At 69.5% G+C, this 19,528-nt stretch carries 30 protein-coding genes and 1 tRNA gene; 24 read left to right on the top strand and 7 right to left on the bottom strand.

Features of this window, described 5'->3' with window-relative positions; translation table 11 throughout:
- Positions 1–74: 74 nt before the first annotated feature.
- The 18 genes from CD790_RS26010 (at position 75) to CD790_RS25940 (ending at position 10,892) form a co-directional block, all read left to right on the top strand.
- Positions 75–1,007, top strand: a complete 933-nt coding sequence (locus CD790_RS26010) for a helix-turn-helix domain-containing protein (protein WP_144385776.1) — start codon at positions 75–77, stop codon at positions 1,005–1,007.
- Positions 991–1,614, top strand: coding sequence for a DnaA ATPase domain-containing protein (locus CD790_RS26005; RefSeq protein ID WP_144385775.1), 624 nt, complete (start codon positions 991–993; stop codon positions 1,612–1,614). Before CD790_RS26010 ends, CD790_RS26005 begins: the two co-directional genes overlap by 17 nt.
- Positions 1,611–2,984 (top strand): replicative DNA helicase, encoded by a 1,374-nt coding sequence (locus CD790_RS26000; RefSeq protein ID WP_144385774.1) that lies wholly within the window; start codon positions 1,611–1,613, stop codon positions 2,982–2,984. Before CD790_RS26005 ends, CD790_RS26000 begins: the two co-directional genes overlap by 4 nt.
- A 771-nt stretch (positions 2,985–3,755) precedes the next feature.
- On the top strand, positions 3,756–4,031 hold the full coding sequence (locus tag CD790_RS25995) for a hypothetical protein (protein ID WP_144385773.1): 276 nt from the start codon (positions 3,756–3,758) through the stop codon (positions 4,029–4,031).
- A 77-nt stretch (positions 4,032–4,108) separates the two neighbouring features.
- Positions 4,109–4,645 carry a hypothetical protein gene (locus CD790_RS25990; RefSeq protein ID WP_144385772.1) on the top strand — a complete coding sequence of 179 codons (537 nt, stop codon included), beginning with the start codon at positions 4,109–4,111 and terminating at the stop codon, positions 4,643–4,645.
- Complete coding sequence (locus CD790_RS34850) at positions 4,645–4,905, top strand: hypothetical protein (RefSeq protein WP_186319238.1); 261 nt, start codon at positions 4,645–4,647, stop codon at positions 4,903–4,905. The genes CD790_RS25990 and CD790_RS34850 overlap by 1 nt, the downstream gene beginning before the upstream one ends.
- A complete protein-coding gene (locus CD790_RS36185; protein WP_260867885.1) occupies positions 4,902–5,147 on the top strand; it encodes a helix-turn-helix domain-containing protein in 246 nt (81 codons plus the stop codon). Before CD790_RS34850 ends, CD790_RS36185 begins: the two co-directional genes overlap by 4 nt.
- Positions 5,144–6,163: a site-specific DNA-methyltransferase gene (locus CD790_RS25985; protein ID WP_260867884.1), complete on the top strand. Its 1,020-nt coding sequence runs from the start codon at positions 5,144–5,146 to the stop codon at positions 6,161–6,163. The genes CD790_RS36185 and CD790_RS25985 overlap by 4 nt, the downstream gene beginning before the upstream one ends.
- A complete protein-coding gene (locus CD790_RS25980) occupies positions 6,160–6,429 on the top strand; it encodes a hypothetical protein (protein WP_144385770.1) in 270 nt (89 codons plus the stop codon). The genes CD790_RS25985 and CD790_RS25980 overlap by 4 nt, the downstream gene beginning before the upstream one ends.
- Before the next feature lie 12 nt (positions 6,430–6,441).
- Positions 6,442–6,693, top strand: a complete 252-nt coding sequence (locus CD790_RS25975; RefSeq protein ID WP_144385769.1) for a hypothetical protein — start codon at positions 6,442–6,444, stop codon at positions 6,691–6,693.
- 76 nt (positions 6,694–6,769) lie between these two features.
- On the top strand, positions 6,770–7,258 hold the full coding sequence (locus tag CD790_RS25970; protein ID WP_186319237.1) for a hypothetical protein: 489 nt from the start codon (positions 6,770–6,772) through the stop codon (positions 7,256–7,258).
- Between the two features lie 61 nt (positions 7,259–7,319).
- Positions 7,320–8,201 carry a hypothetical protein gene (locus CD790_RS25965; protein WP_144385768.1) on the top strand — a complete coding sequence of 294 codons (882 nt, stop codon included), beginning with the start codon at positions 7,320–7,322 and terminating at the stop codon, positions 8,199–8,201.
- A complete protein-coding gene (locus CD790_RS25960) occupies positions 8,201–8,593 on the top strand; it encodes a hypothetical protein (protein WP_144385767.1) in 393 nt (130 codons plus the stop codon). Before CD790_RS25965 ends, CD790_RS25960 begins: the two co-directional genes overlap by 1 nt.
- Positions 8,594–8,602: 9 nt before the next feature.
- Positions 8,603–8,676 (top strand) — tRNA-Leu (locus CD790_RS25955).
- A gap of 57 nt (positions 8,677–8,733) precedes the next feature.
- Complete coding sequence (locus CD790_RS25950; protein WP_144385766.1) at positions 8,734–9,153, top strand: hypothetical protein; 420 nt, start codon at positions 8,734–8,736, stop codon at positions 9,151–9,153.
- On the top strand, positions 9,150–10,289 hold the full coding sequence (locus CD790_RS25945) for a hypothetical protein (protein ID WP_144385765.1): 1,140 nt from the start codon (positions 9,150–9,152) through the stop codon (positions 10,287–10,289). Before CD790_RS25950 ends, CD790_RS25945 begins: the two co-directional genes overlap by 4 nt.
- Before the next feature lie 39 nt (positions 10,290–10,328).
- Positions 10,329–10,469 (top strand): hypothetical protein, encoded by a 141-nt coding sequence (locus CD790_RS34845; protein ID WP_186319236.1) that lies wholly within the window; start codon positions 10,329–10,331, stop codon positions 10,467–10,469.
- 243 nt (positions 10,470–10,712) lie between these two features.
- The gene (locus tag CD790_RS25940; RefSeq protein WP_144385764.1) at positions 10,713–10,892 is read left to right on the top strand and encodes a hypothetical protein; all 180 of its coding nucleotides are present in this window, start codon (positions 10,713–10,715) and stop codon (positions 10,890–10,892) included.
- 83 nt (positions 10,893–10,975) lie between these two features.
- On the opposite strand, the gene CD790_RS25935 is transcribed toward CD790_RS25940, so the two are convergent.
- Complete coding sequence (locus CD790_RS25935) at positions 10,976–11,266, bottom strand: hypothetical protein (RefSeq protein ID WP_144385763.1); 291 nt, start codon at positions 11,264–11,266, stop codon at positions 10,976–10,978.
- Positions 11,267–11,393: 127 nt separating this feature from the next.
- Between CD790_RS25935 and CD790_RS25930 the strand changes: the two genes are divergently transcribed.
- A complete protein-coding gene (locus tag CD790_RS25930) occupies positions 11,394–11,582 on the top strand; it encodes a hypothetical protein (protein WP_144385762.1) in 189 nt (62 codons plus the stop codon).
- Positions 11,583–11,603: 21 nt separating this feature from the next.
- On the opposite strand, the gene CD790_RS25925 is transcribed toward CD790_RS25930, so the two are convergent.
- The 6 genes from CD790_RS25925 to CD790_RS25900 all read right to left on the bottom strand — a co-directional run bounded on the left by CD790_RS25925 (position 11,604) and on the right by CD790_RS25900 (position 15,822).
- Positions 11,604–12,515, bottom strand: a complete 912-nt coding sequence (locus CD790_RS25925; protein ID WP_144385761.1) for a hypothetical protein — start codon at positions 12,513–12,515, stop codon at positions 11,604–11,606.
- Between the two features lie 312 nt (positions 12,516–12,827).
- Positions 12,828–13,655 carry a hypothetical protein gene (locus tag CD790_RS25920; protein ID WP_144385760.1) on the bottom strand — a complete coding sequence of 276 codons (828 nt, stop codon included), beginning with the start codon at positions 13,653–13,655 and terminating at the stop codon, positions 12,828–12,830.
- 102 nt (positions 13,656–13,757) lie between these two features.
- Complete coding sequence (locus CD790_RS25915) at positions 13,758–14,258, bottom strand: hypothetical protein (RefSeq protein WP_144385759.1); 501 nt, start codon at positions 14,256–14,258, stop codon at positions 13,758–13,760.
- 65 nt (positions 14,259–14,323) lie between these two features.
- Positions 14,324–14,662: a hypothetical protein gene (locus CD790_RS25910; RefSeq protein ID WP_144385758.1), complete on the bottom strand. Its 339-nt coding sequence runs from the start codon at positions 14,660–14,662 to the stop codon at positions 14,324–14,326.
- Positions 14,663–14,701: 39 nt separating this feature from the next.
- The gene (locus tag CD790_RS25905) at positions 14,702–15,214 is read right to left on the bottom strand and encodes a hypothetical protein (RefSeq protein ID WP_144385757.1); all 513 of its coding nucleotides are present in this window, start codon (positions 15,212–15,214) and stop codon (positions 14,702–14,704) included.
- Between the two features lie 191 nt (positions 15,215–15,405).
- Positions 15,406–15,822, bottom strand: coding sequence for a DUF732 domain-containing protein (locus CD790_RS25900; protein ID WP_144385756.1), 417 nt, complete (start codon positions 15,820–15,822; stop codon positions 15,406–15,408).
- 196 nt (positions 15,823–16,018) lie between these two features.
- Between CD790_RS25900 and CD790_RS25895 the strand changes: the two genes are divergently transcribed.
- From CD790_RS25895 to CD790_RS25875, 5 genes are all read left to right on the top strand, one after another.
- The gene (locus tag CD790_RS25895) at positions 16,019–16,213 is read left to right on the top strand and encodes a hypothetical protein (RefSeq protein WP_144385755.1); all 195 of its coding nucleotides are present in this window, start codon (positions 16,019–16,021) and stop codon (positions 16,211–16,213) included.
- A gap of 28 nt (positions 16,214–16,241) precedes the next feature.
- On the top strand, positions 16,242–16,463 hold the full coding sequence (locus CD790_RS35330) for a DUF6011 domain-containing protein (RefSeq protein WP_144385754.1): 222 nt from the start codon (positions 16,242–16,244) through the stop codon (positions 16,461–16,463).
- A 103-nt stretch (positions 16,464–16,566) separates the two neighbouring features.
- Complete coding sequence (locus CD790_RS25885; RefSeq protein WP_144385753.1) at positions 16,567–16,851, top strand: hypothetical protein; 285 nt, start codon at positions 16,567–16,569, stop codon at positions 16,849–16,851.
- Between the two features lie 118 nt (positions 16,852–16,969).
- Positions 16,970–17,212, top strand: a complete 243-nt coding sequence (locus tag CD790_RS25880; RefSeq protein WP_144385752.1) for a hypothetical protein — start codon at positions 16,970–16,972, stop codon at positions 17,210–17,212.
- Positions 17,213–17,919: 707 nt separating this feature from the next.
- A complete protein-coding gene (locus tag CD790_RS25875; protein WP_144385751.1) occupies positions 17,920–19,464 on the top strand; it encodes a serine/threonine-protein kinase in 1,545 nt (514 codons plus the stop codon).
- Positions 19,465–19,528 lie beyond the last annotated feature (64 nt).

Genomic DNA, 19,528 nt, shown 5'->3' with positions numbered 1-19,528 from the left:
CCGCGGCTGGACCGCGAAGCCAGTCGCTAGCTGGCTTCGAGTCACCCCACCCGAGACGCCAGGAAGAAGACGTTGTGAGCACCGAAGCCGTCGCCTGGGCCATGGACCAGGCGCCTATGCCTCGCACTGAGAAGGGCAAGGCGGACACCACTGCCCGTCACGTCCTTCAGGCGCTGGCCGAGCACGCCAGTCCGTCCGGCACGGACGCGCACCCCTCGGTGCTCCGCATCCAATACCGCACCGGCTACGACCGGACCACGGTTCAGCGCGCGCTGCGCCGCCTTGAGAGGGCTGGCCTGATTGCGAAGGACGGCATGGTCGAGAGTCGCATTCGCTACAAGCTGGCGATGGAACTGCGGCGGCCGGCGACGGACTGGAGCGACCTTGAGCGCGAGGAGGACGATTTCCGGGCTGCGGCAGCCGAGAGGAAGCGTCGGTCCCGCTCGAAGGGCGTCACGCACGCAGAGTCCGTGACTGTCACGCACGGAAACGCTGTGACTGTCACGCACACAGAGTCCGTGACCGCCGATGTCACGGACGCAACGCCTAGCCGTCACGCACTTAAAGTCCGTCCGTCACGCACGGAACGCCGCCCTAACCACCAACAACCGTCAGACAACCAACTACATAAAGACTCTTCTTCGCCTGCGGCTCAGACAGACGAGCCCAAGGGGGAGCTGCACCTCGAAGCCTTCGGGGCCTTCTGGACGGTCTACCCGAAGAAGCGCGCCCGCGAGGAAGCGAAGAAGGCGTGGATCGCCGCCATCAAACGCGGCGCCGAGCCGAAGCACATCGTCAACGCCGCGCAGGCCTACGCCCGCGAGCGCTTCAGCCAGGACCCCAAGTACACGAAGTTCCCCGCCACCTGGCTCAACAAGGGCTGCTACGACGACGAGCCCGACCCGCAACCCGGCCCGCCCCGGCTGCGCGCCGTCGGCCCCCGGACCGCCCCGCGGGACCTCAACCACATGACAGACGAGGAGAAGCAGCGTGCCCTCAACTTCTGACGACCAGCCCGACCCACGTGAGTCGGTCTACCGCGAACGGCGCGAAGACGCCGTCACCGCATTCCTCAACCGCACCCCCGCCATCTACCGGCACGACATCGACATCCACCCACACGCCGCCCAGTGGGCCGGGCAGGACGCGAGCGCGCCGCGCAACTTGTTCCTGACCGGAGCCATCGGAGTCGGCAAGACGCACACCGCCTGGCAGGCATCCCGTCGCTGGCTCGACTGCCGTATCGCCCTGACCGGCCGCCAACCGTCCATCGAAGCCTGGCGTTCCACCAGCCTGTTCGATGCGCTCCGGCCGGACAGCCGCGACTATGACGCTCGCGTCCTCACCGCCCAGCTTCAGCGCGCCGACCTGCTGTACATCGACGACCTCGCCGCCGCCCGGGTTTCCCCGACCGGCTGGACCCAGGAACGGCTGTACGAGCTATTCGACGAGCGGTACATCAACCGCCGGCCGGTGCTGATCACCTGCGACGTACTGCCCGGCGAGACCGGCGGCATCGTCGGCGACCGGGTCCAGTCGAGGCTCCGGGAAATGTTCCGCGGCGGCGTCCTGCTCCTCGAAGGCGACGATCGCCGTAAGCGGGCCGCCGCATGAGCAGCGACCTGTGGGACGGCCCGCTCGATGACCAGCCCGCCATGCCTGCGACCCCCGCGGACCCCGACGCGGAGCGCATCCTCGCCGCCACCGCCATGGCCCGGCCCGACATCGTCGACGAGCTCGCCGTCGCCGGCTTCGACCCTGCCGACTTCACCGAGGACCGCTACCGGTGGGTCTGGCACGCCGTCGAAGAACTCCGCGCCAGCTTCCGCGACGGGGAGATCCGGTACATCGCCGTCGACCGGCAGCTGCAGGCGTGGCGGGCCGATGGCCGCATGGGCAGCGTCCCGCTGACCCAGGACCAGCTTGCTGAGCTCTATGGGCATGCCCAGCTCGGCTCCGCCGACTGGTACGCCGAGCGGATTGCGAAGAAGGCGATCGCGGCCCGCCTCGCCGCTCACGGCCACTCCAGCATCCTGCGCGCCCGATCCGCCGCCTTCGACCCCGACCAGGATGTGGCCGCCGCACAGTTTGAACTCGACGGTGTCGTCCGTGCCGAGCAGCAAGGCGAGACGATCCTGGTGGGTGAGCTGCTGGGCGATGTCCTCGAGCGGGCGATCACCCCGCCCACGAACGAGGACCGCATCCCGACAGGGTTCATCGACCTCGACAGCCTGCTCTGCGGCGGGTTCGCGCCCGGGCAGCTCGTCGTCGTGGGAGCTCGCCCCGCCATGGGCAAGACGACCATCGGTCTCGGCTTCGCCCGGGCCGCCGCGATTGGCAACGGCATCCCGACCCTGTTCGAGTCGCTGGAGATGGGCAACGCTGAGCTCGGCAACAGCATCGTCGCCGCAGAGGCCCAGGTCGCCCTCCACCACATCAAGCAGGGCATCGTCTGCGAGGACGACCGCGCCGTGCAGCGCATGGCCCAAGCCGCCGCGAAGATCAAGCCCGCGCCACTGCACATCAACGACAACGCCACCCTCACGATGCCCGGCCTTCGCAGCCGCGTCCGCAATCTGACGCGCACCGCCGGCCTCCGCCTCGTCGTCGTCGACTACCTGCAGCTGATGCAGGCGCCCAAGGCCGAGTCCCGGCAGGTAGCCGTCTCGGAGCTGTCTCGCCAGTTGAAGCTGCTGGCGAAGGAGTTCGGCATCACCGTGGTCGTGCTTGCCCAGCTGAACCGCGGGCCCGAGCAGCGACAGGAGAAAAAGCCGGTCGTGTCCGACCTCCGCGAGTCAGGGGCGATCGAACAGGACGCCGACATCGTGATCCTGTTGCACCGGGAGGACGCCTACGAGAAGGAATCCCCGCGGGCTGGCGAGGCCGACCTGATCGTCGGCAAGCACCGCGGCGGGCCCACGGCGATCATCACATGCGCCTTCCAGGGGCACTTTGCTCGCTTCGTGGACATGGCGGTGCCGTGATGACCGACGTGACGCCCGAGGACTTCGCTATAGCCCGCAAGCAGGGAGACCTCAAGGATTTCCTGCTGGAGGTAGCAGGGGTCACTCCTGCGGCCCCGAAGCAGCGCCGGCCTGAGGCGGACGCTCCTCTCCCGCGGCCGCGGCTTGGCGCATGGCCGGACGGGACCGGCCCACCTGGGCCATGGCCGCAGATTCCCGACGACGAGGCCCAGCGTGCTGTGGAGGACTACCGGGCTTGGTACCTCGCCGGACGGCCACCTTGCGACTCGACCTGCCCATGCCTGCCGTGCCGACGAGCGAAAGGCCAGCCGTGAACCTCACCGATACCTGCCCGGCCTGCCTGCGCCGCGGCATACGCCCCATCGCGACTCGCACCCGCCCGCGTTCGATCGTCCACGGCTACCGATGCCCCGGCTGCGGGCACACGTGGGCCACCGCGCGCCTCACCGCCGTCTACGTCGCCTCGCGTGAGGCCGGGAGGGCGGCATGACCGGACCCTCGTCCGCGCCGAGCGGCGAGCACACACCCCGCCCCGGCGTCACCTGGGTCACCGAACTGGTCCGCCTAGAGCGGGTCGTGGGGGACGACGAACCGGATCCGCCGGGACCAAACCGGGCCACCCGCCGCGCAATGACCCGTCAGAGGCGCCAGAAGGGCCGCTGAGCGCCCCGCAGGCCCTACCTGTCGCCCAGTCCGCCCCGCCGCCTGACAAGCCGCCACGCGCCCGCACAGCGCCGTACAACGGCCAACCGCCACAACGAGGAGAACCCCGTGACTACCTACCGCATCGAGTTCGGCCACCTCGGCGACACCCGCCCGGTGCCCGACCTGACCCTCACCTGCGACGACCCGACCGCCTTCGCCCGCGCGGTCACCGAGCACGCGATCCCGTACCTGCGGCCCGTGCTCACCGAGATGGGCCGGCCCGAGATGGCCGACTGCATCTTCCAGATGAACCGCAAGCGGACGGCGGGCCAGTTCCTGTGGCTCGACCTCGCGGCCGGCCGGGGCGCCCGCTTCTGCGGCGCACGCCTCACCACCCTCTGACCCCGCACACGGGCATGCCGCCCCGGGGCAAGCGGGGCGGCACCCACCGATCACACCACACCCGGAAGGACCCCGCGATGACCGATCTCAGTCCCATCACTCCCGTCCGTTGCCCCCACCCCGATTGCTACTGGTCCGTGCACGGCATCCCCGACAAGTACACCGAGGCCCGCACCCGGCACATCGCCGCCCACGAAGCTGAGGAGCACGGCACGGCCGCCGCCAGGCAGGAGCCGGAGACGACCGGCCGACACACGGTCGACTCGATCACCAGCGACCAGCTCGACGACCTCCAGGACCGGCTCCAGCGCGCCGAGGCCGAACGAGATGCCGCATACCGCGAGCGCGCCCACCTCGTGGCCTACCTGGCCTCCCGCTACCTCTCCCACATCGGCCACACCGACCCGGACGCCCCGGACTGGCCCGTCGTCATCGTCGAGACACCCGCCGGACAGATGAGCTGGCACATCGCCGAGCGCGACCTGGAGTTGTTCGGCCACGTCCGGCCGACCAGCGAGGGTTTGACGGGCTGGGACGGTCACACCACCGAGGAGAAGTACGCCCGCCTCATCGACCTGACTGCCGCCCGCGCGGCCGAGGGGGGCGACCGCTGATGGCCACCTACACCAGCCGCACCGTGGTCAGCACCCTCCACGAATGGATAGTCCCTGCCCCGGACCCGCGGGGCGCCTGCCTCGGCGACCTCCGCAGCGCTCTCGCCGCCGCAGGTGTCGCGTACCGGGTGGCCCACGGCTTGCCCGACGATGCGCCGCTGGCCGACGACGCGCTGCGCTTCCGCGCCCACGACGACGAGATCGTTATCAGCTTCACCACCGAGCACGACGCCCGCGCGGCCGAGGGGAGCGGGCGGTGACCGCCTACCGCCTCAACGTCGCCGAGCTGCACCGCCGCCTCAACGCCGCCCGCAGCCAACGCGGCCTGTCGTGGCGCGCCGTCGCCCGGGATGCCGGCGTCGGCTCCAACGCCGTCCACCGCCTCACCAAGGGACACGCCCCGGACGCGCACACCCTGGTGTCCCTGCTGGCCTGGCTGGATCTGGACGTGGCCTACGTGACCGTACCGGCCACGCCGAAGGCCGAGGGGAGCGACCGGTGACGGAGCCCTACTACCGTGACGAGCAGGTCACCTTGCTGCTCGGCGACGCCCTGGAGCAGCTGCGCACCCTGCCGGATGGTGCGGTCGACTGCATCGTCACCTCCCCGCCCTACTTTGGACTCCGCGACTACGGGACGCCCGGCCAGTACGGGCTCGAAGCGTCGCCCGCGGAGTACGTCGAGACGATGCGCGCCGTGTTCGCGGAAGCGCGCCGGGTGCTGGCCGACGACGGCACACTGTGGCTCAACCTCGGCGATTCCTACAGCAGCGGCCAGGGCGCACTGAACACCGGCTTCAACGATCGGTGGCACGGCGAGGGCAACAGCGGCCAGCGGAAGCAGGAGAAGGGCCGTCCATCCCGTCGCCGCGACGGAGCCGAGGCGGCGGCCGCTCGTAGGGCTGTTACGGGCCTTCCGGCAAAGAACCTGCTCATGGTTCCCGAGCGCGTGGCGATGGCGCTCCAGGACGACGGCTGGACTCTCCGCAACAAGATCGTGTGGCACAAGCCGAACGCCATGCCCGAGTCGGTACGTGACCGGCTCACCGCCCGCCACGAGCACTTGTTCCTGTTCGCCAAGCAGCCGCGGTACTACTTCGACCTCGACGCCATCCGTGAGCCCACTACCGGCGGAGCGCACGCGCGCAGCACAGCGGCCAACGCTCGATGGATCGAAAAGACTCGCACGGAGAACCTCGGCGTGAGTGGTGCGCCCAGCAAGACGCTCGGCGCGCTCAAGGAAACCCGCAACCCGGGCGATGTGTGGTCGATCGCGACCAAGCCGTATCCGTCCGCGCACTTCGCGGTCATGCCGATCGATCTGCCGCTGCGCTGCATCAAGGCCGGCTGCCGACCGGGTGGGACCGTCCTCGACCCGTTCTCCGGCAGCGGCACAACGGGCGCCGCAGCAAGGCAGCTCGGACGGAAGTACGTAGGCATCGACCTCAACCCCGCCTATCACGAGCTCGCCAAGAAGCGGTTCGCGCAGGGCATGCTCGACTTCGGGGGCGCCGCGTGACCGCCGAGTGCCGGGCGTGCCGCCGGCCGCTGAGCCGCCCCTCCCCGGACGGCCTGGGCCCGGTCTGCCGGCGCCGACTCCGCCCGGCCACCACCACGGTGCCCGGCCCGGCCGGCCGTGAGCCGCTGGACCACGCCGCACTCGCCGACGCCGGCCAACTCGCCATCCCCATCCAACCCGCACTGCCCCGACCCCGGCCACGGTGGGCCCGCCGCCTCGACCAACCGACCCGCGACCTACCCGACATCGCCAACTACCGAGCCTGAGGAGACCCGCTCATGACCCACCGCAGCCGTCACCGCCCCGAACCCTGGTACTGGGAGGCAGGCTCCGAGCACGACCCCCACGGGCCCGAGCCGGACCGGCAGAGCAGCACCTGGGACACCTGGGCCGACCGGCACACGAGCTCCCCACAGGGCGTGTTCATCTGCCTCGACGCGCCGATGGGCGACCACTGCCCCGCCTGCTCGGACGACCACGCCGCCCCCATCCCGTGGGCCGACTGCCCCGCCAACCTGACCCCCGCGTGACGTCGAACACCCGCCCCCGCGGCTATGGGGGCGGGCCCGCCAACCCTCCCACACCACCACCTGAGGAGCCCCTCTGATGTACCCGCGCCTGTTCACCACCCCCGGTTTCGGCCCCATCGCCGCCGAGATCGACACCGAACGCGCCGCCCAAGACCGCAAGTGGGGCGAGCAGAACCACCCCAACGGCACCGGCCCCAGGCACGAGCTGCTTGAGCTCGTGTCCACCAGCCTCGCCGCTCACGACGCCCGCGAGATCTGCCAGCGTAACGCCGCTGCAGGCACCGTCACTTGGCGCGACATCCTCACCGAAGAGGTCTGCGAGGCACTGACCGAGGACGACCCGGCCGCGCTGCGCACCGAGCTGGTGCAGGTCGCCGCCGTCGCCTTCGCGTGGATCGCCGCCATCGACCGGCGCACCGCCAACACCTGCGCGCACTGCGGTGACCCCATCACCGGCACTGGCCACACATGGGTCGGCCCGCTCCCGGCCCCCGGCACGAACCCGGCGACCGCGCCCCGCTACCACCTCGACCGGCCGGAGTGCCGCGCCGCCGCCGATGCCTGACCCACCTGGCCCGGCCGCCCGCACGACGGCCGGGCCCCACCACACGGACAGGAGCAGCGTGATGACCTACCAGCTCACCCTCACCGTCCCCGGCCAGCCCCCCGTCCACCGCACCGTCACGGGCACCACCCCGGTCGACCTCGCCCAGGCCGTCCACCACCACGCCCGCGGACTCCTCGGCGCCCAAGTCGATGTGCACCTCGATGGCCTGGCCGGCACCGTGCACCGCGGCACCGCGTGCGTCGGCGAGTTCACCCTCGACCCCATCAAGGAGACGGCCGGCACTCCTGGGCCCGGTCGGGACGACGGCATCCGCTGGGGCTGGACCCTCGCCGAACTCGACGACGTCGTGCGCCGTGCTGTCACCCGCACCCACCAATACCGGGCATGCGACGCAGACGAGCGCTACGCCACCGGATGGCACGCCGCCGTCGAGCTGCTGTACACCGCACTCGATCCACCTAGCGAGCGGGATCTGTACTGCGCGGCCTGGCGGGCAGCCGACTACCTCACCACCCGCACCGCCGAAGAGCGCGGCGTCGCTCGATCCCGCGGCGACACCTACACCGGCCGCATGGACCTGCCCAAGTGGCACGCCTACTGGGAGACCGTCACCCGTCATACGGCCGGTCCGGAGGAGCCGGTCGTCGAGCGGCTGGCGCTGACGCAGATCTGGCCGCGGCTGCACCCGCGGTACCAGGCGGCGCTCCACGCCTTGGCCGTACACGAGAACTATTACGCTGCCGCTGACGCGCTGGGCCTGAAGCACTGCACCTTCTACGCCCAGGTGCGCCATGCCCGGAACGCGTTCCTGGCTCTGTGGTGGGAGGGCGAGACGCCCCGCCGCGGGTGGCGGGACCGGCGGGCCACGACGGAGCCGACTCAACTGCATTCGATCTCTGCGCACGTTCGTAAGCGGCGCCGGGCGGGGGTGGCCGCGTGATGGACGAGATGCAGCGGTTCGTACTGCTGGAGACGCTTCGGCTGGCGGTACCCGAGCACATGGATGATCTCCGCGGCTTCACACCGGAGCAGCGGTGTGAGATAGCCAAGGCGTGCGCGGCGATCGTTGGCTCTCACGGCGACGCCTTGCAGTTCGGCGGCAAGCACTGCGCCGAAGCGTTCAACGCCCTGGCACGCGGCCTTGCTGCCGCGGCGCTCACCGCGTGGGGCGGCGTCACGTTCGACGGACTGCATTGGTGCGCCATACCGGGGTGCGCCGATGCGAACGCCGACCACCCTCAGCCCCACCCAGAGCGGGCGCCGCGGCGGTCCGTCCCCAAGCCGCGGACGGTCGTCGACCTGCACCTACCCGAGCCAGACCAAGCCGCCTGACCACGACCGGCCCGAGTCGCGCAAGGGCAGACGCAGCCGCCTTAAAAGCGGATCAAGTGTGGGTTCAAATCCCACCTCGGGCACCCAACACCACCCCGGCCGCCGACGCGCGGCCGGGCACCCCAACCACCGGAGACCCCATGACCGATCCCGGCCCCGCCGACCAGATCCGCGCCGCCGCACAGCTGCTGCGCACCCTCGCCACCGCCGCCAGCACCGACACCGACGGCACCCCCACCGCCCACTGGACCACCGCAGCCTTCGCAGACAGCAGAGAGCCCGTCCTCTGCGGCGACTACCTCACCCTCGATGACGGCCGCCGAGTGCCCTGGCCGCGTCTCGTCCGTGGCGGCTCACCCCAACGCCCGGCTTACATGCACGTCCGCCATGCCGACTACATCGCCGCCGTGGACCCTACGGTCGGCCTCGCGCTCGCCGAGTGGCTCGACGCGGAGGCCACCCGGCTGGAGCTATCGATCCACCTGGGCCGCCAGGAGGAGTACGGCCGCCACGCACTCGCCGTGGCCCGTCAGATCCTCGGAGAGGAGGCCGAACGATGACCAACACCACCCAGGACAACCCGGACACGAGCCAGGACAGCGTGTCCACCAGCACCCAGACAGGCCAGACAGCGCAGGTCAGCGGTGGCGGACAGCCGGACAGCCGGACGAACCGCGGCTACTGCCCCGCGTGTGGCCGCGGCGACTGCTCGCCCACCGCCGACCAGTGGCACGCCGAACGCCAACGCGCGTTGCGAGCAGAGGCGGCACTCGCCCGTGGGCACTGCCTCCTGGACGGCGTCAAAGCCGAATTCGACGGCGACAGTGAGGCCGACGAGGAGGTGCGTCTGGTGGTCGCCCGCATCCGTGCCGCCATTGACACCCGAACCGCCTCAGAGCCCACCGGGCAGATCACGACCGACCAACCTGCCCACCGCATCCTCGTGGACCGCCTGGACGACGAGCGCACCAAAGCCCTCCGCAACGCGACCCTCAGCCGAAACGAAGACGTGAGGCGCATCAACGAAGGGATGGCTGCTGGCTTCCAGATCGCCGCCATGCTCACACTCAGCACCTTCGAGAGCCCCGAGGCAGCCACCGAGCACATGCGGCAGCAGCTCACCACGGCGCCAGCCGCGGGCAGCAACAGTGAAGCCCCCCGCCGAGGTGTCATCAACCCGCCCGACTCCGACGAGGAGAAGACCGGTTCCGACTATTCGATCGCCGCCGGCCCCGCCGCCGCCTGGTGGGCGGAACGCCTCCGCGAGTCTCATCCGTATGTCGGGGATCACGGGCTGGAGGTCGTATTCCATGACAAGTTGATCCGCCGAAACCGAGCCAGTGCTGATCAACTGGCGCGATTCGAGGCGGAGCTGGCCCGGCTCATCACAGCGGCGAAGTACAGGCCACCAGTACGAGTAAAGGCCGACTGGCACGCTGAGGGACTACTCGCGCAGGCCGGCCAGCACGCCGGCATCGACGATGCGCTGTTCCCCCGCAAAACCCACATGATGATCTGGCCCGACCACATCCTCATCAAGCCGGGCCGCACCGCCGCTTGGAGCCTGCGCTGGGCTGCTCCCGACTGGCAGCACCCACCCTGCGCGGCCACCGAGATGATCGGCGACGACGGCGAGGGACCGCCGTGCAGCAGCCCCCGATGGCACGAAGGCCGCCACGAGTGGGAAACCGCATGACCCGTGCGGGCGCGCTCCAGGCCTGAGACCGTGGACCGCATGACCGCCGCCGATCCCGCCCACGACGACGGCACCACCACCGCCTACCAAGACGGCCCCCGACGCCTCGCCGACGAAATCGAGCAGGCTTGGGACGCATGGGCCGCGGCCGGCGAGCCTGCGTCACCGACTAGGGCATGACCGTCACCCCCGACGGCCAGAAGATCTGGATCCGGCAGCCAGACAAGGTCCTTCTCGGCCTCGGCTGACAGATCAGTCGCCCGCCGCGGCGCTGTTGTCTCACGGGCTCGCCGCCTCCCAGACTTCGGAGAACTCCTCATCTGTAGCCTCCCGCGGCACAGCAGTCCCACTTTCGCCCATCCGCTGCCACCAATTGCCCGCCCGTGTAGACCAGCACGTACCCAAGACCGGAAGGGACCGCTCATGAGCAACCTGCACCACGACCCGTTTGAGGGCGAAGCACCGGATGCGCACCGCGACACCCTGCTCGGCCAGCACGCCCCAGGGCTCGACGGCGGGTCAGCTGACGCGGTCCGGCGTGAGATGGAACGCCGAGAGGCGGCGGGTCTGCCCGCAGTGCCCGAGATGGATTGGGAGGACTGACCTGCCGAGCACCGTCCGGCGGCCGTAGCCGCACGCGCGAAGCCCCCGTCTCATGAGGCGGGGGCTTCATCGCGTCTGGCTTGTCAGATGCGGGTCAGGCCCGACGGATGCTGTAGGCCGAGACCGCCGGCCTGGCGGTAGGTCACGCCCCATCCAGCAGCGGTGAACGCGTCCTGGAATGCGTGCTCCACCGCGGTCTGGTGTTCGGCCCGGCGGTCGGCGACGCGCACGATGCAGCCGCGGGCGGTATACGAGATCAGCACGTCTGCGGTGGGCGCGACGCCCAGGTCTCCGACTGCGGCAAGCGCGGCGGCGATGGGGGTGGCGGCGTCGGCGATGAGGCCGGCGTCCAGGCGGTGCGGGGTTGTGGTCACCCCCGCACTATGCCGCGCGGCGGCCGCCCGGCGGCCTCTTGCGGGAATGCCTCGCCGGCTCGTGGCGCTATGGAAGCAGTGGTTCCGCCGGGTTGCCCGGCGGCCGGGACCGTCGAAGGAGCAGCCCATGTACGCACTCCAGATCGTGCTCGTTGTGGCCGTGTACGCCGCGCTCGCCGCCGTCGCCTGGACCAGTCTCACCACCGACCGGTGCGCCCGCCACATCATGGCCAGCCGCATCGCCGCCGGCAACTGCACCCGCTGCCAGGCTGCGGGCGACGCCGGTCAGCCGATGGGCGGACCGGCGGAGACGTGAGTTCGCCGACCGGGGTGAAGCTCACCGCCGCAGGACGTTGACGCGTTCCCCACCGAGAATCGGGGCGTCCTCGCAACCTGCCGGGGCCACGAGGTAGGGGCCGCGCCAGATCGTCTGATGCTCGCCGCGGGAAGGATAGTACTGCTGGACGCGGTGAGCCTTGACGAACCAGCGGTGCCGGTAGATCCGGCGGGCGTGGTCCCCGGTGCCGTCGGCGTTCTCCTGGGGGCGCAGGGTCTGGCGAAGGGTGACCGCACGCACTGTCCGCGTCGGATCGCCGCCCGCGCGCCGGATGCGCTTTTGGGAAGCCCGGGACGGCGTCATGTCCTCGGTTTCGTGCAGCGACCGACGGGCCTCGACAGGCTGGTTGATCAGGATCAGCGTCGCCAGCAGCGTCCGCATGCCCTCTTCGTAGTCGCCGAAGCCCAGCCGGTCCCAAGGAAGGTCGGGGCCGTCCAGCGGGAGCACGGGGCCGTGGCCGCGGTACACCAGGCGCCCGGCAGTCACCAGCGGAGCGGAGCGGACTGCCTCCGGGGAGTCGGTCGCGCACCACTCGCGGTACGCCCCCGTCGGACCGAGCAGAGAGACCATCAGCCGGCTGCGGGAGGTTCCCCAGGCCACCGCGGTGGGCGCCGCGCCGGGCCTTTCGCCGGTGGCAGGGGCGTCCCACACCAGCAGGCCGTGCTCGGCCGGAAGGTCGTCAGCAGCCAGTGCGTACACGTCCAGGCCCTGGCCGATGGTGTGGGCCAGCTGGGTCATGTCGGCGGTGACGAAGTACAGCTCGGCCTGCCGCACGGAGGCGGCGAGGGCGGCTCCGAGCCCGGGGCGGCCACGCTGCGCGACCAGGTCTCCGCCCCGGCCTGCGGCCCACTCGATCAGGTCCTGCCGGGCTTCTGGGACGTCTCGGGCACTCATGCCGCTGTAGCTGGTCACCGGGCTACTCCTTGACCGGGAGGACGTCCAGGTTCCGGCGCCCGATCGCTTCCGGCACCGCCAGGGCCTGGGTGCAGGGCCAGGACTGCGCGGCGGCCGCCACGCGCGCCCAACCGCAGCCCCCTCTGGGCGCGCACCGGCGCACCTTCCGCCGGGCTCATCGGACCACCCCCGGCCCTCGCAGCGCCACCGCGAGCCTCCACCTTCACGATCACCCTCCCTTGCTTGCTGCTTGCTGCTTGCTGTGCGGAAGCCAGCGCGTGACGACCGGCCCCGCAGCCATGACCTTGCGTGCTCTTACCGACCGCCCGGCTACTGCCACCTCTGGTTTTTGCGTGCCGGCAGACCCAGCGACTTCACCCACGCGGTCACCGTTGACTGCGACACCCCCAGCCGCACGCAAATCGAGCGCCTGGACATCCGCTTGTCGGCCCACAGGCGCCGTAGTTCCTGCGCCACCTCCTCAGTCAGCCCGGAGACCGCCCCTGCGCGATCCCGCTCAACCTTGGGAGGCAGCGCCTGCGCGAGACGTGCGTGGCGTTCGCCGGCAGCCCGCAACCCGGTGGCGCTGATGCCAATCGCCCGCGCGGCCTCAGTCACCCCCTTGCCCTGCTCCAGGAGGCCGGCCGCCTCGTCCAACTCCGCGTCGGTCTTCATCTTGCGCTTAAATTGCGGCGGTCGGCCCGAGACAACCAGCCTCAACACCGCCTCCTCCGCCGCCGCGTACTGCGGGGACTGTGCCCGCCATACATCGCTGATGTCTGCGGCCAGCCCCAGGGCCTGGGCTGCCATCGACAGGTCCCCATCCACCCGGGTCAGCATCGCCAGGTAGTCCCCCTGGCGCGCCACGACCTGCTCGGCCACGGTCCGGCCCTCCAACGCAGCGAACAACTCTCCATCCGCGCGGGCCGTCGCTCGCAGCGACTTGACCGACCGGCCAACCTCCTTGGCCGCCTCTTCCTCGGCCCCGCCCTCCCGTAGCAGGTTCAGCACGGTCTCCCGCTGCCGCGCGCTCATCCCGCTGTACTGCCTGGTCTCCGCGTTGTGCGCCGCGCGACACCGCGGGCACCGGCCACCCATGCGCCACCCGGACGCGGTGCCGCATGTGGACGCCGACGCCTCACACAGTTCCCAGCTCATGAAATCCCTCCCCTGGCAAACGGCTTGCAGCGGCCCAACACTCGGCGTCGCCCATGGGCCATACAGCAAGAAGCCGGGCCCGCGCCCGCGGGCCCGTGGCCCTCACTCCTTGGTAGGAAGCGCGTCGAGGTCCCGACGCCCGATCGCGTCCAGCACCGCCAGGGCCTGGATCCGGGACCAGGACCGCGCGGCGGCCGCCAAGATCGCGGCCTCGTCCTCGTCCTCGTCCACGTCCTCGCCGATCGCGTCCTCGACCTCACCGGCCAGAAGCTGGCCGGGCTGATCCAGCCAGGTGACGTCCACCAGGGTGCCGTGCATGATGCCCACCAACGCCTGCCACAAGCCGGCCGTCAGCGGCGGTGTCTCGGCCAGCTCCCGGGCGTAGACGGAGCGGGCCCGCTTGATGGCCTCGTCGACCTGCCCGACGGACACTGCCAGTTCGGCGGCCGCCCGGTTACGCCCCCCGCGGCCGTAGCCGGCCACGACGGTGGCGATCGTCACGGCACGCTCGTCAGCGATCAGCGACTGCTGGTGGCGCAGGTTATCCGCGCGCCGGTCGTACCCCTGGACGGCCTTCACCCATCCGGGGCGGGACGTACTCATCAATGCTGCTCCTGTCGTGAGTTAAGGCCCGGCCCTGTGAGCCGGGCCAAAGGCGGGGGGCCGGGTCAGGCGATGGCGAGCTCGTCGGCGACGCGCTCCACGGTGGCGGTGCAGCCGGTGGTCACAGCCTCCCAGCCGCCGACCAGGCGCCAGCCGGCCTTCTCCAGCAGTTCCTCGGCCTCCTCCAGCGCGCTCTGGTCGTCGTCCTCGTCGGCGGTGTGGCTGGTCTTCGCGTACCACAGCGGGTCGCCGACGGAGGTCCACACGGGGGTGTTGGTCTCGAAGCCGTTGCTGTCGAACTCGTATCCGGCGATCTTGTCGGCGAGCACGGTGACGTCGCACTGGTCGTCTTCCAGGCAGGTGCGGTCGGTGGTCAGCCAGGCGGTGAAGTGCGTCATGGTCATGTCGAATCCTCCAGACGGTTCAGGAAGTGGCGTGTCAGGTCACAGGGCGGCAACCGCGGTGCGGATGCCGTTGCGGATGCGGGAGGCGATCTCGTCGCGGGGCAGGGACCGGGCGGTGCGGATGTCCCACTGGATGTACAGCTCGCCATCCGCGGCGTCGAAGTAGACCTTGTAGATGGAGCCCAGCAAACGAACAGCTTCCGCGTTCGAGATCTGCTCGCCGTCGAGAGCGGCCCAGCGGATGTTGCCGCTCTTGTAGCTTTCGATCTCAAGACCGAGGTACTGGCTGATGGCGTTGAAGTACACGCGGTCCTTGCCGTTCTTCTGCCAGCGCCGGCCGCCGATGGCGACCATGTTCTCGATGGTGAGGACGACCTTCTTGGCCTTCAGCGCGATGCGGCGGGCGCCGATGGCGATGCGGTGGGCCAGGGAGGCGGCGTCGACGACCCACCGGCCGGAGATCTTGGTGGCGGCGACGGCGCCGCGGCGGCACCAGGTGCGGATGGTGGAGGCGGTGACCTGGGCTTCGGTGGCGGCGGTGGTCGTGTCCATCAAGTCCCCCTGGGTGCGGTGGCTTTGGGGTGAATCCCTCGGCCTCACATCCATAACTATGCCCCACCCCCTAGGGAATGTCTAGGGGGTGGGGCATAGTATTCGGGGAGAGGGTCACAGCACCCCACGACGCGCCCATCCCCGACCAGCCGGGACTGGCGCGGTGGAGGCCTGGACGTCTGGTGAGACGGTCAGTACGCCCCGCTGGCGCGAAGGTCCTGCGCCACCTGGCTTCGGTACTTCGGGCAGTAGGCCGTGACTGCCAAGAGCAGCACCTCATTGGCGTCTTCCCTCTTCGTGCCCCACTCCATACCGATGGGATAGAGCCCAGCCCCGCCGCCGCTAAAGATGTAATCGACGCTGTGCCCGGAGTGCAGGGCCTCGCACCACTGGGCTGGGTAGTCCAGCAGCTCGTCGTCGGTCGGACCCTTGTCGGCCCAGCTGGCGAAATCTGCGTCATGAACGGCACTGAGGAACCGGTCCTGCTTGCTGACGGTGTGGGTCGGCTTCGGCTCGGTCTTGGGCTTGTCGTGGGTGTTGGAGTCAGAGCAGCCGGTGAGCAGCAGAGCCGCGAGGGTGGCCGCGGCAACGGTGGTGCGGGTGCGCATGTGTCCCCCAGGTGGTTGTGGTGGAGAGCAGCATGCGGGTGGCGCGGCATGGCGCGGGGCGTCTGCGACGGAACAGTGACCAGACGAGCGAACGCCCCGGCCGCGGTGACGCGACGCCACGAAAGCGCAAGGGGCTACACACAGGCGTCAGTTCGTAGCACCATCAAACGCCTGGCCCGGCCGAAGGGGGAGAGACATGCCGAAGAAGAAGCGCCCCAACCAGTGGTGGGTGCGAGAGCGCATCGCCAGAAACACGCTGGCCATGGCAGCCAAACGAGAAGCAGCCCGACGCAAAGCCGTCTACGGCCCCAGCACAGTCCCGCCCGACGCCCCCTCCGAATCAGTCCGCGCCGTTTCCACCGGCGTCGAGAGCAGCCGCCGCCGCCACTGACCCGCTGCCTGAGTGATACACCGGCAGCATGACCGCCCACGACCCCGAGCCCCTCCCCGGCTTCAAAGACCCGCCGACACCGGCAAAGGGGCGCCTGCCCGTCACCTGCCGCATGTGCGGCCGGCCACTCCGCGACCGCGACGCCCGACTCTGGGGCCTCGGCCCCGGCTGCAGACACAAGCTCCACACACGCAGTGCACCCCGCCCACCAAGCCACGAGATACAGCAGGACACACTGCCGGGCGTGTGAACTTTCACGAGCCACCACCCGGCCGCCTGGCCGGGCGGCTACCCTCAGAAGGGCGTGATATCACTGATATCCAGTAGGGCTACGCGATCTTGGGGCTGAGGCGATGAGCGGCGACCAGTGGACGATCGAACGAATCCGCGACGCACTCGGGAACCCAGCGCTAGCCCAGCGCTTCCTCAGCGAGATCAACAAAGCGCCGGCGCACGAACTGCTAACCGTGTTCGCCAAGTGGGAACGCATCGCCAAAGACACGTCCGCAGCCGTCCAACGCGGCAGGGCCCTCGCCGAGTACGACGCCAGAGGCGAGGACCCGCCAGGCGACTGGATCGACGCCACAGAACGCGTACAGCAGGACGCAGAGCACATCCGGGCCTACGGAGCAGCGTAATCCTCCAAACAGATCACAGTCTGCTCTCGATCGACTACGCTGCCGTCCAAGGCGGGGGTGGGACGCCGACTTGAAAACGCGCGTGCTCCCGCATGCGCCTATACGCCTGGGGACGCGTGTGTTCCGTCTGAAGTACGACCCCGCCGCAGAAGCCGTCCACGACGCGCTGCCGGCCCACATCAGCGAGCAACTCACCCTCGCACTCCACGCCGCATGCCACGATCCAATCGGCGCGACCGTACCCTACGGCGAAGACGACAAGATCATGCGCATGGCCGTCTGCGACGACGCGTTCGCCGTCCTCCTCATAGGCCACGTACTCCAAACCATCACCGTGCTACAGGTGACCTACCTCGGCTGAAGCCAACCGCGGCCACCGCCAGCCTCCACCACCACCGCCGTCCCCGACCTAAGCGGTCGCGCTGACAGGAGGCGCACAGCGGCTCGCCTGAAACAGAGCCTTCAGCTGCCTGACGTCCTCCTCGTTGCCGAGAACGGCCTCTGAAGGGGCCCAGATTCGAATCTGGGCCGGGCCGATCCCCTCGGTGGATGGTTCACCAACAGCCAGCTGGGTCGACCAGCGACTCCAAGTCGCGACCTCTACCTCCACCCACACCGCACCATCCGGTCTACCCTCCACAGTCGTCAGACGCCCGCGCACTCTGCCGCTCTTGTCCGGCAACAGCACATCCACCGATGGCCGAGGCACGGGAACGACAAAGGTGAACGCTTCCTCCATGGGCAGATCATCTCCACGCCCAACAGCGCGCAGGCAGAGGCTACGCCGTAATTGCCCCACCTGAGTGACCCGGGCGAGGCGTGAGTGCGCGGCCTAGCCACAGAGGGCGCTAGACGTGTGGGCAACGCTAAGACCTCGACGACACCGATGCCGGGCAGGGCGCATTCACCCCGCCCTGTGTGGCGCCGGCTCGGCACGACAACGCCGAACAATCGGCGCAATATGGAAAGAGGTGGATACTTCGGCCCCCGACGCGGGAGTGAGGAACCACGAAGCTACGCACACCTTCTGCACGGAGCCCGCGTCTCTGATCAAGGCTCGGGAGCACCATGAGTGGCGATGAAGAACGGCTGCTGGCTGGCCGGTATCTCCTCGTCGAGCAGCTCGGCCATGGCGGGATGGGCACCGTGTGGCGGGCGCAGGACCAGGTGCTCGGTCGAGAGGTGGCGGTGAAGGAGCTGACGGTCAGTGGCCTCCCGCCCGAAGAGCTAGCAGTGCTGCACACCCGCATGGAGCGCGAGGCACGGGCCGCAGCGCGGGTCAAGCACCCCGGGGTCGTCACCGTATTTGACGTACTGGAAGAAGACGGTCGACCGTGGATCGTGATGGAGCTGATCGACGGACAATCGCTCGCCGACGTTATTGCCACAGAGGGGACACTCCTGCCGCGAGACGCGGCCCGACTCGGAGCGCAATTGCTGTCGGCGCTGGACCGGGCACATCAACTGGGGGTTCTCCACCGAGACATCAAGCCCGCCAACGTACTACTTGAGCGCGGCGGCCGAGTGGTACTCACCGATTTCGGCATCGCCGTCATGGGGGGCTCCAGCGGCCTAACCCGCACCGGTGACGTTATTGGTTCGCCGGACTATCTCGCACCAGAGCGTGCCATGGGCCATCGACCAGGCCCGGAATCCGACCTGTGGTCGCTCGGCGTGACGTTGTACGCAGCGGTAGAGGGGCAATCTCCATTCCGCCGCACCACAACGATGAGTACCTTGCATGCCGTAGTCGCCGACGAGCTTCCAGAGCCTCGGCACGCGGGCCCGCTCGCCCCTGTCATCGAAGCGCTGCTTCGCAAGGATCCGAACCAGCGGCCCAGTGCTGAGCTTGCCCAGCGGATGCTGAGCGATGTGGCGTCCGGGCCAGCGCAGCAACCACCCACGCAGGTCGCGCCACCGCCGGATGGCACCGACAAGGAGCGTCTCACCTGGGAACCAACCCAGACGACACCGCCCACACCGGCACTATCACATGGGTTGGACGACCGAGCCGAGCCCGCCCGGGGAGCACACGACGAGCCTCGTGCCACTCCGCCGACTGCACGTGGGCCTTCCGTCGACCACGATGACCGTCAAGGCGACGCGGACGACGGTAGGCGGAGGCGACACAACACACCGCTGATCGCGGGAGCGGCACTCGCGGTGGTGCTGGCCATAATCGCCGGGCTGGCCTGGGCTCTCGCCTCCAAGAACGACAGCGAACCGTCGACCTTCCCGCCGACTACCAGACCGAACACCTCCCTAATAGAAACGGCCTCACCCGAGGCATCGCCCGATGCCGAGATGACCAAGGTATGGATAAGCACATTTAAAGACGGTCCCATCCGCAGAAGCCCCTCCCGGAACTCCGAGCGAATCGGAACCCTCAATGCCGGCCGTCACTACGTCTTTTGCCGAACTCAGGGGGCGACGGTCACCGAAAATGGTGTCTACAACTCGTGGTGGCTGTGGATAGAATTGAACGAAGGTGGCAAGAAAGGCTGGGTGTCTGCCTACTACATCAACGGGAATGACCGAGCCGAGGCGGAAGATGGCACTGACATCCCCGATTGTAAAAACGTGGCTCCTGGTGGCGCCCCTACGGGCAACTGAACCACCGATCCCAAACGAGTTTCCGGCTCGCCGAGCACCAGGACGGGCTAATCCGCACGAGCCC

It is taken from the genome of Streptomyces sp. SAJ15, from assembly GCF_007595705.1.
Classification (GTDB): Bacteria; Actinomycetota; Actinomycetes; order Streptomycetales; family Streptomycetaceae; genus Streptomyces.
Note: the sequence above shows the minus strand (reverse complement) of the source record. Positions and strands in the feature narration are given on the sequence as shown.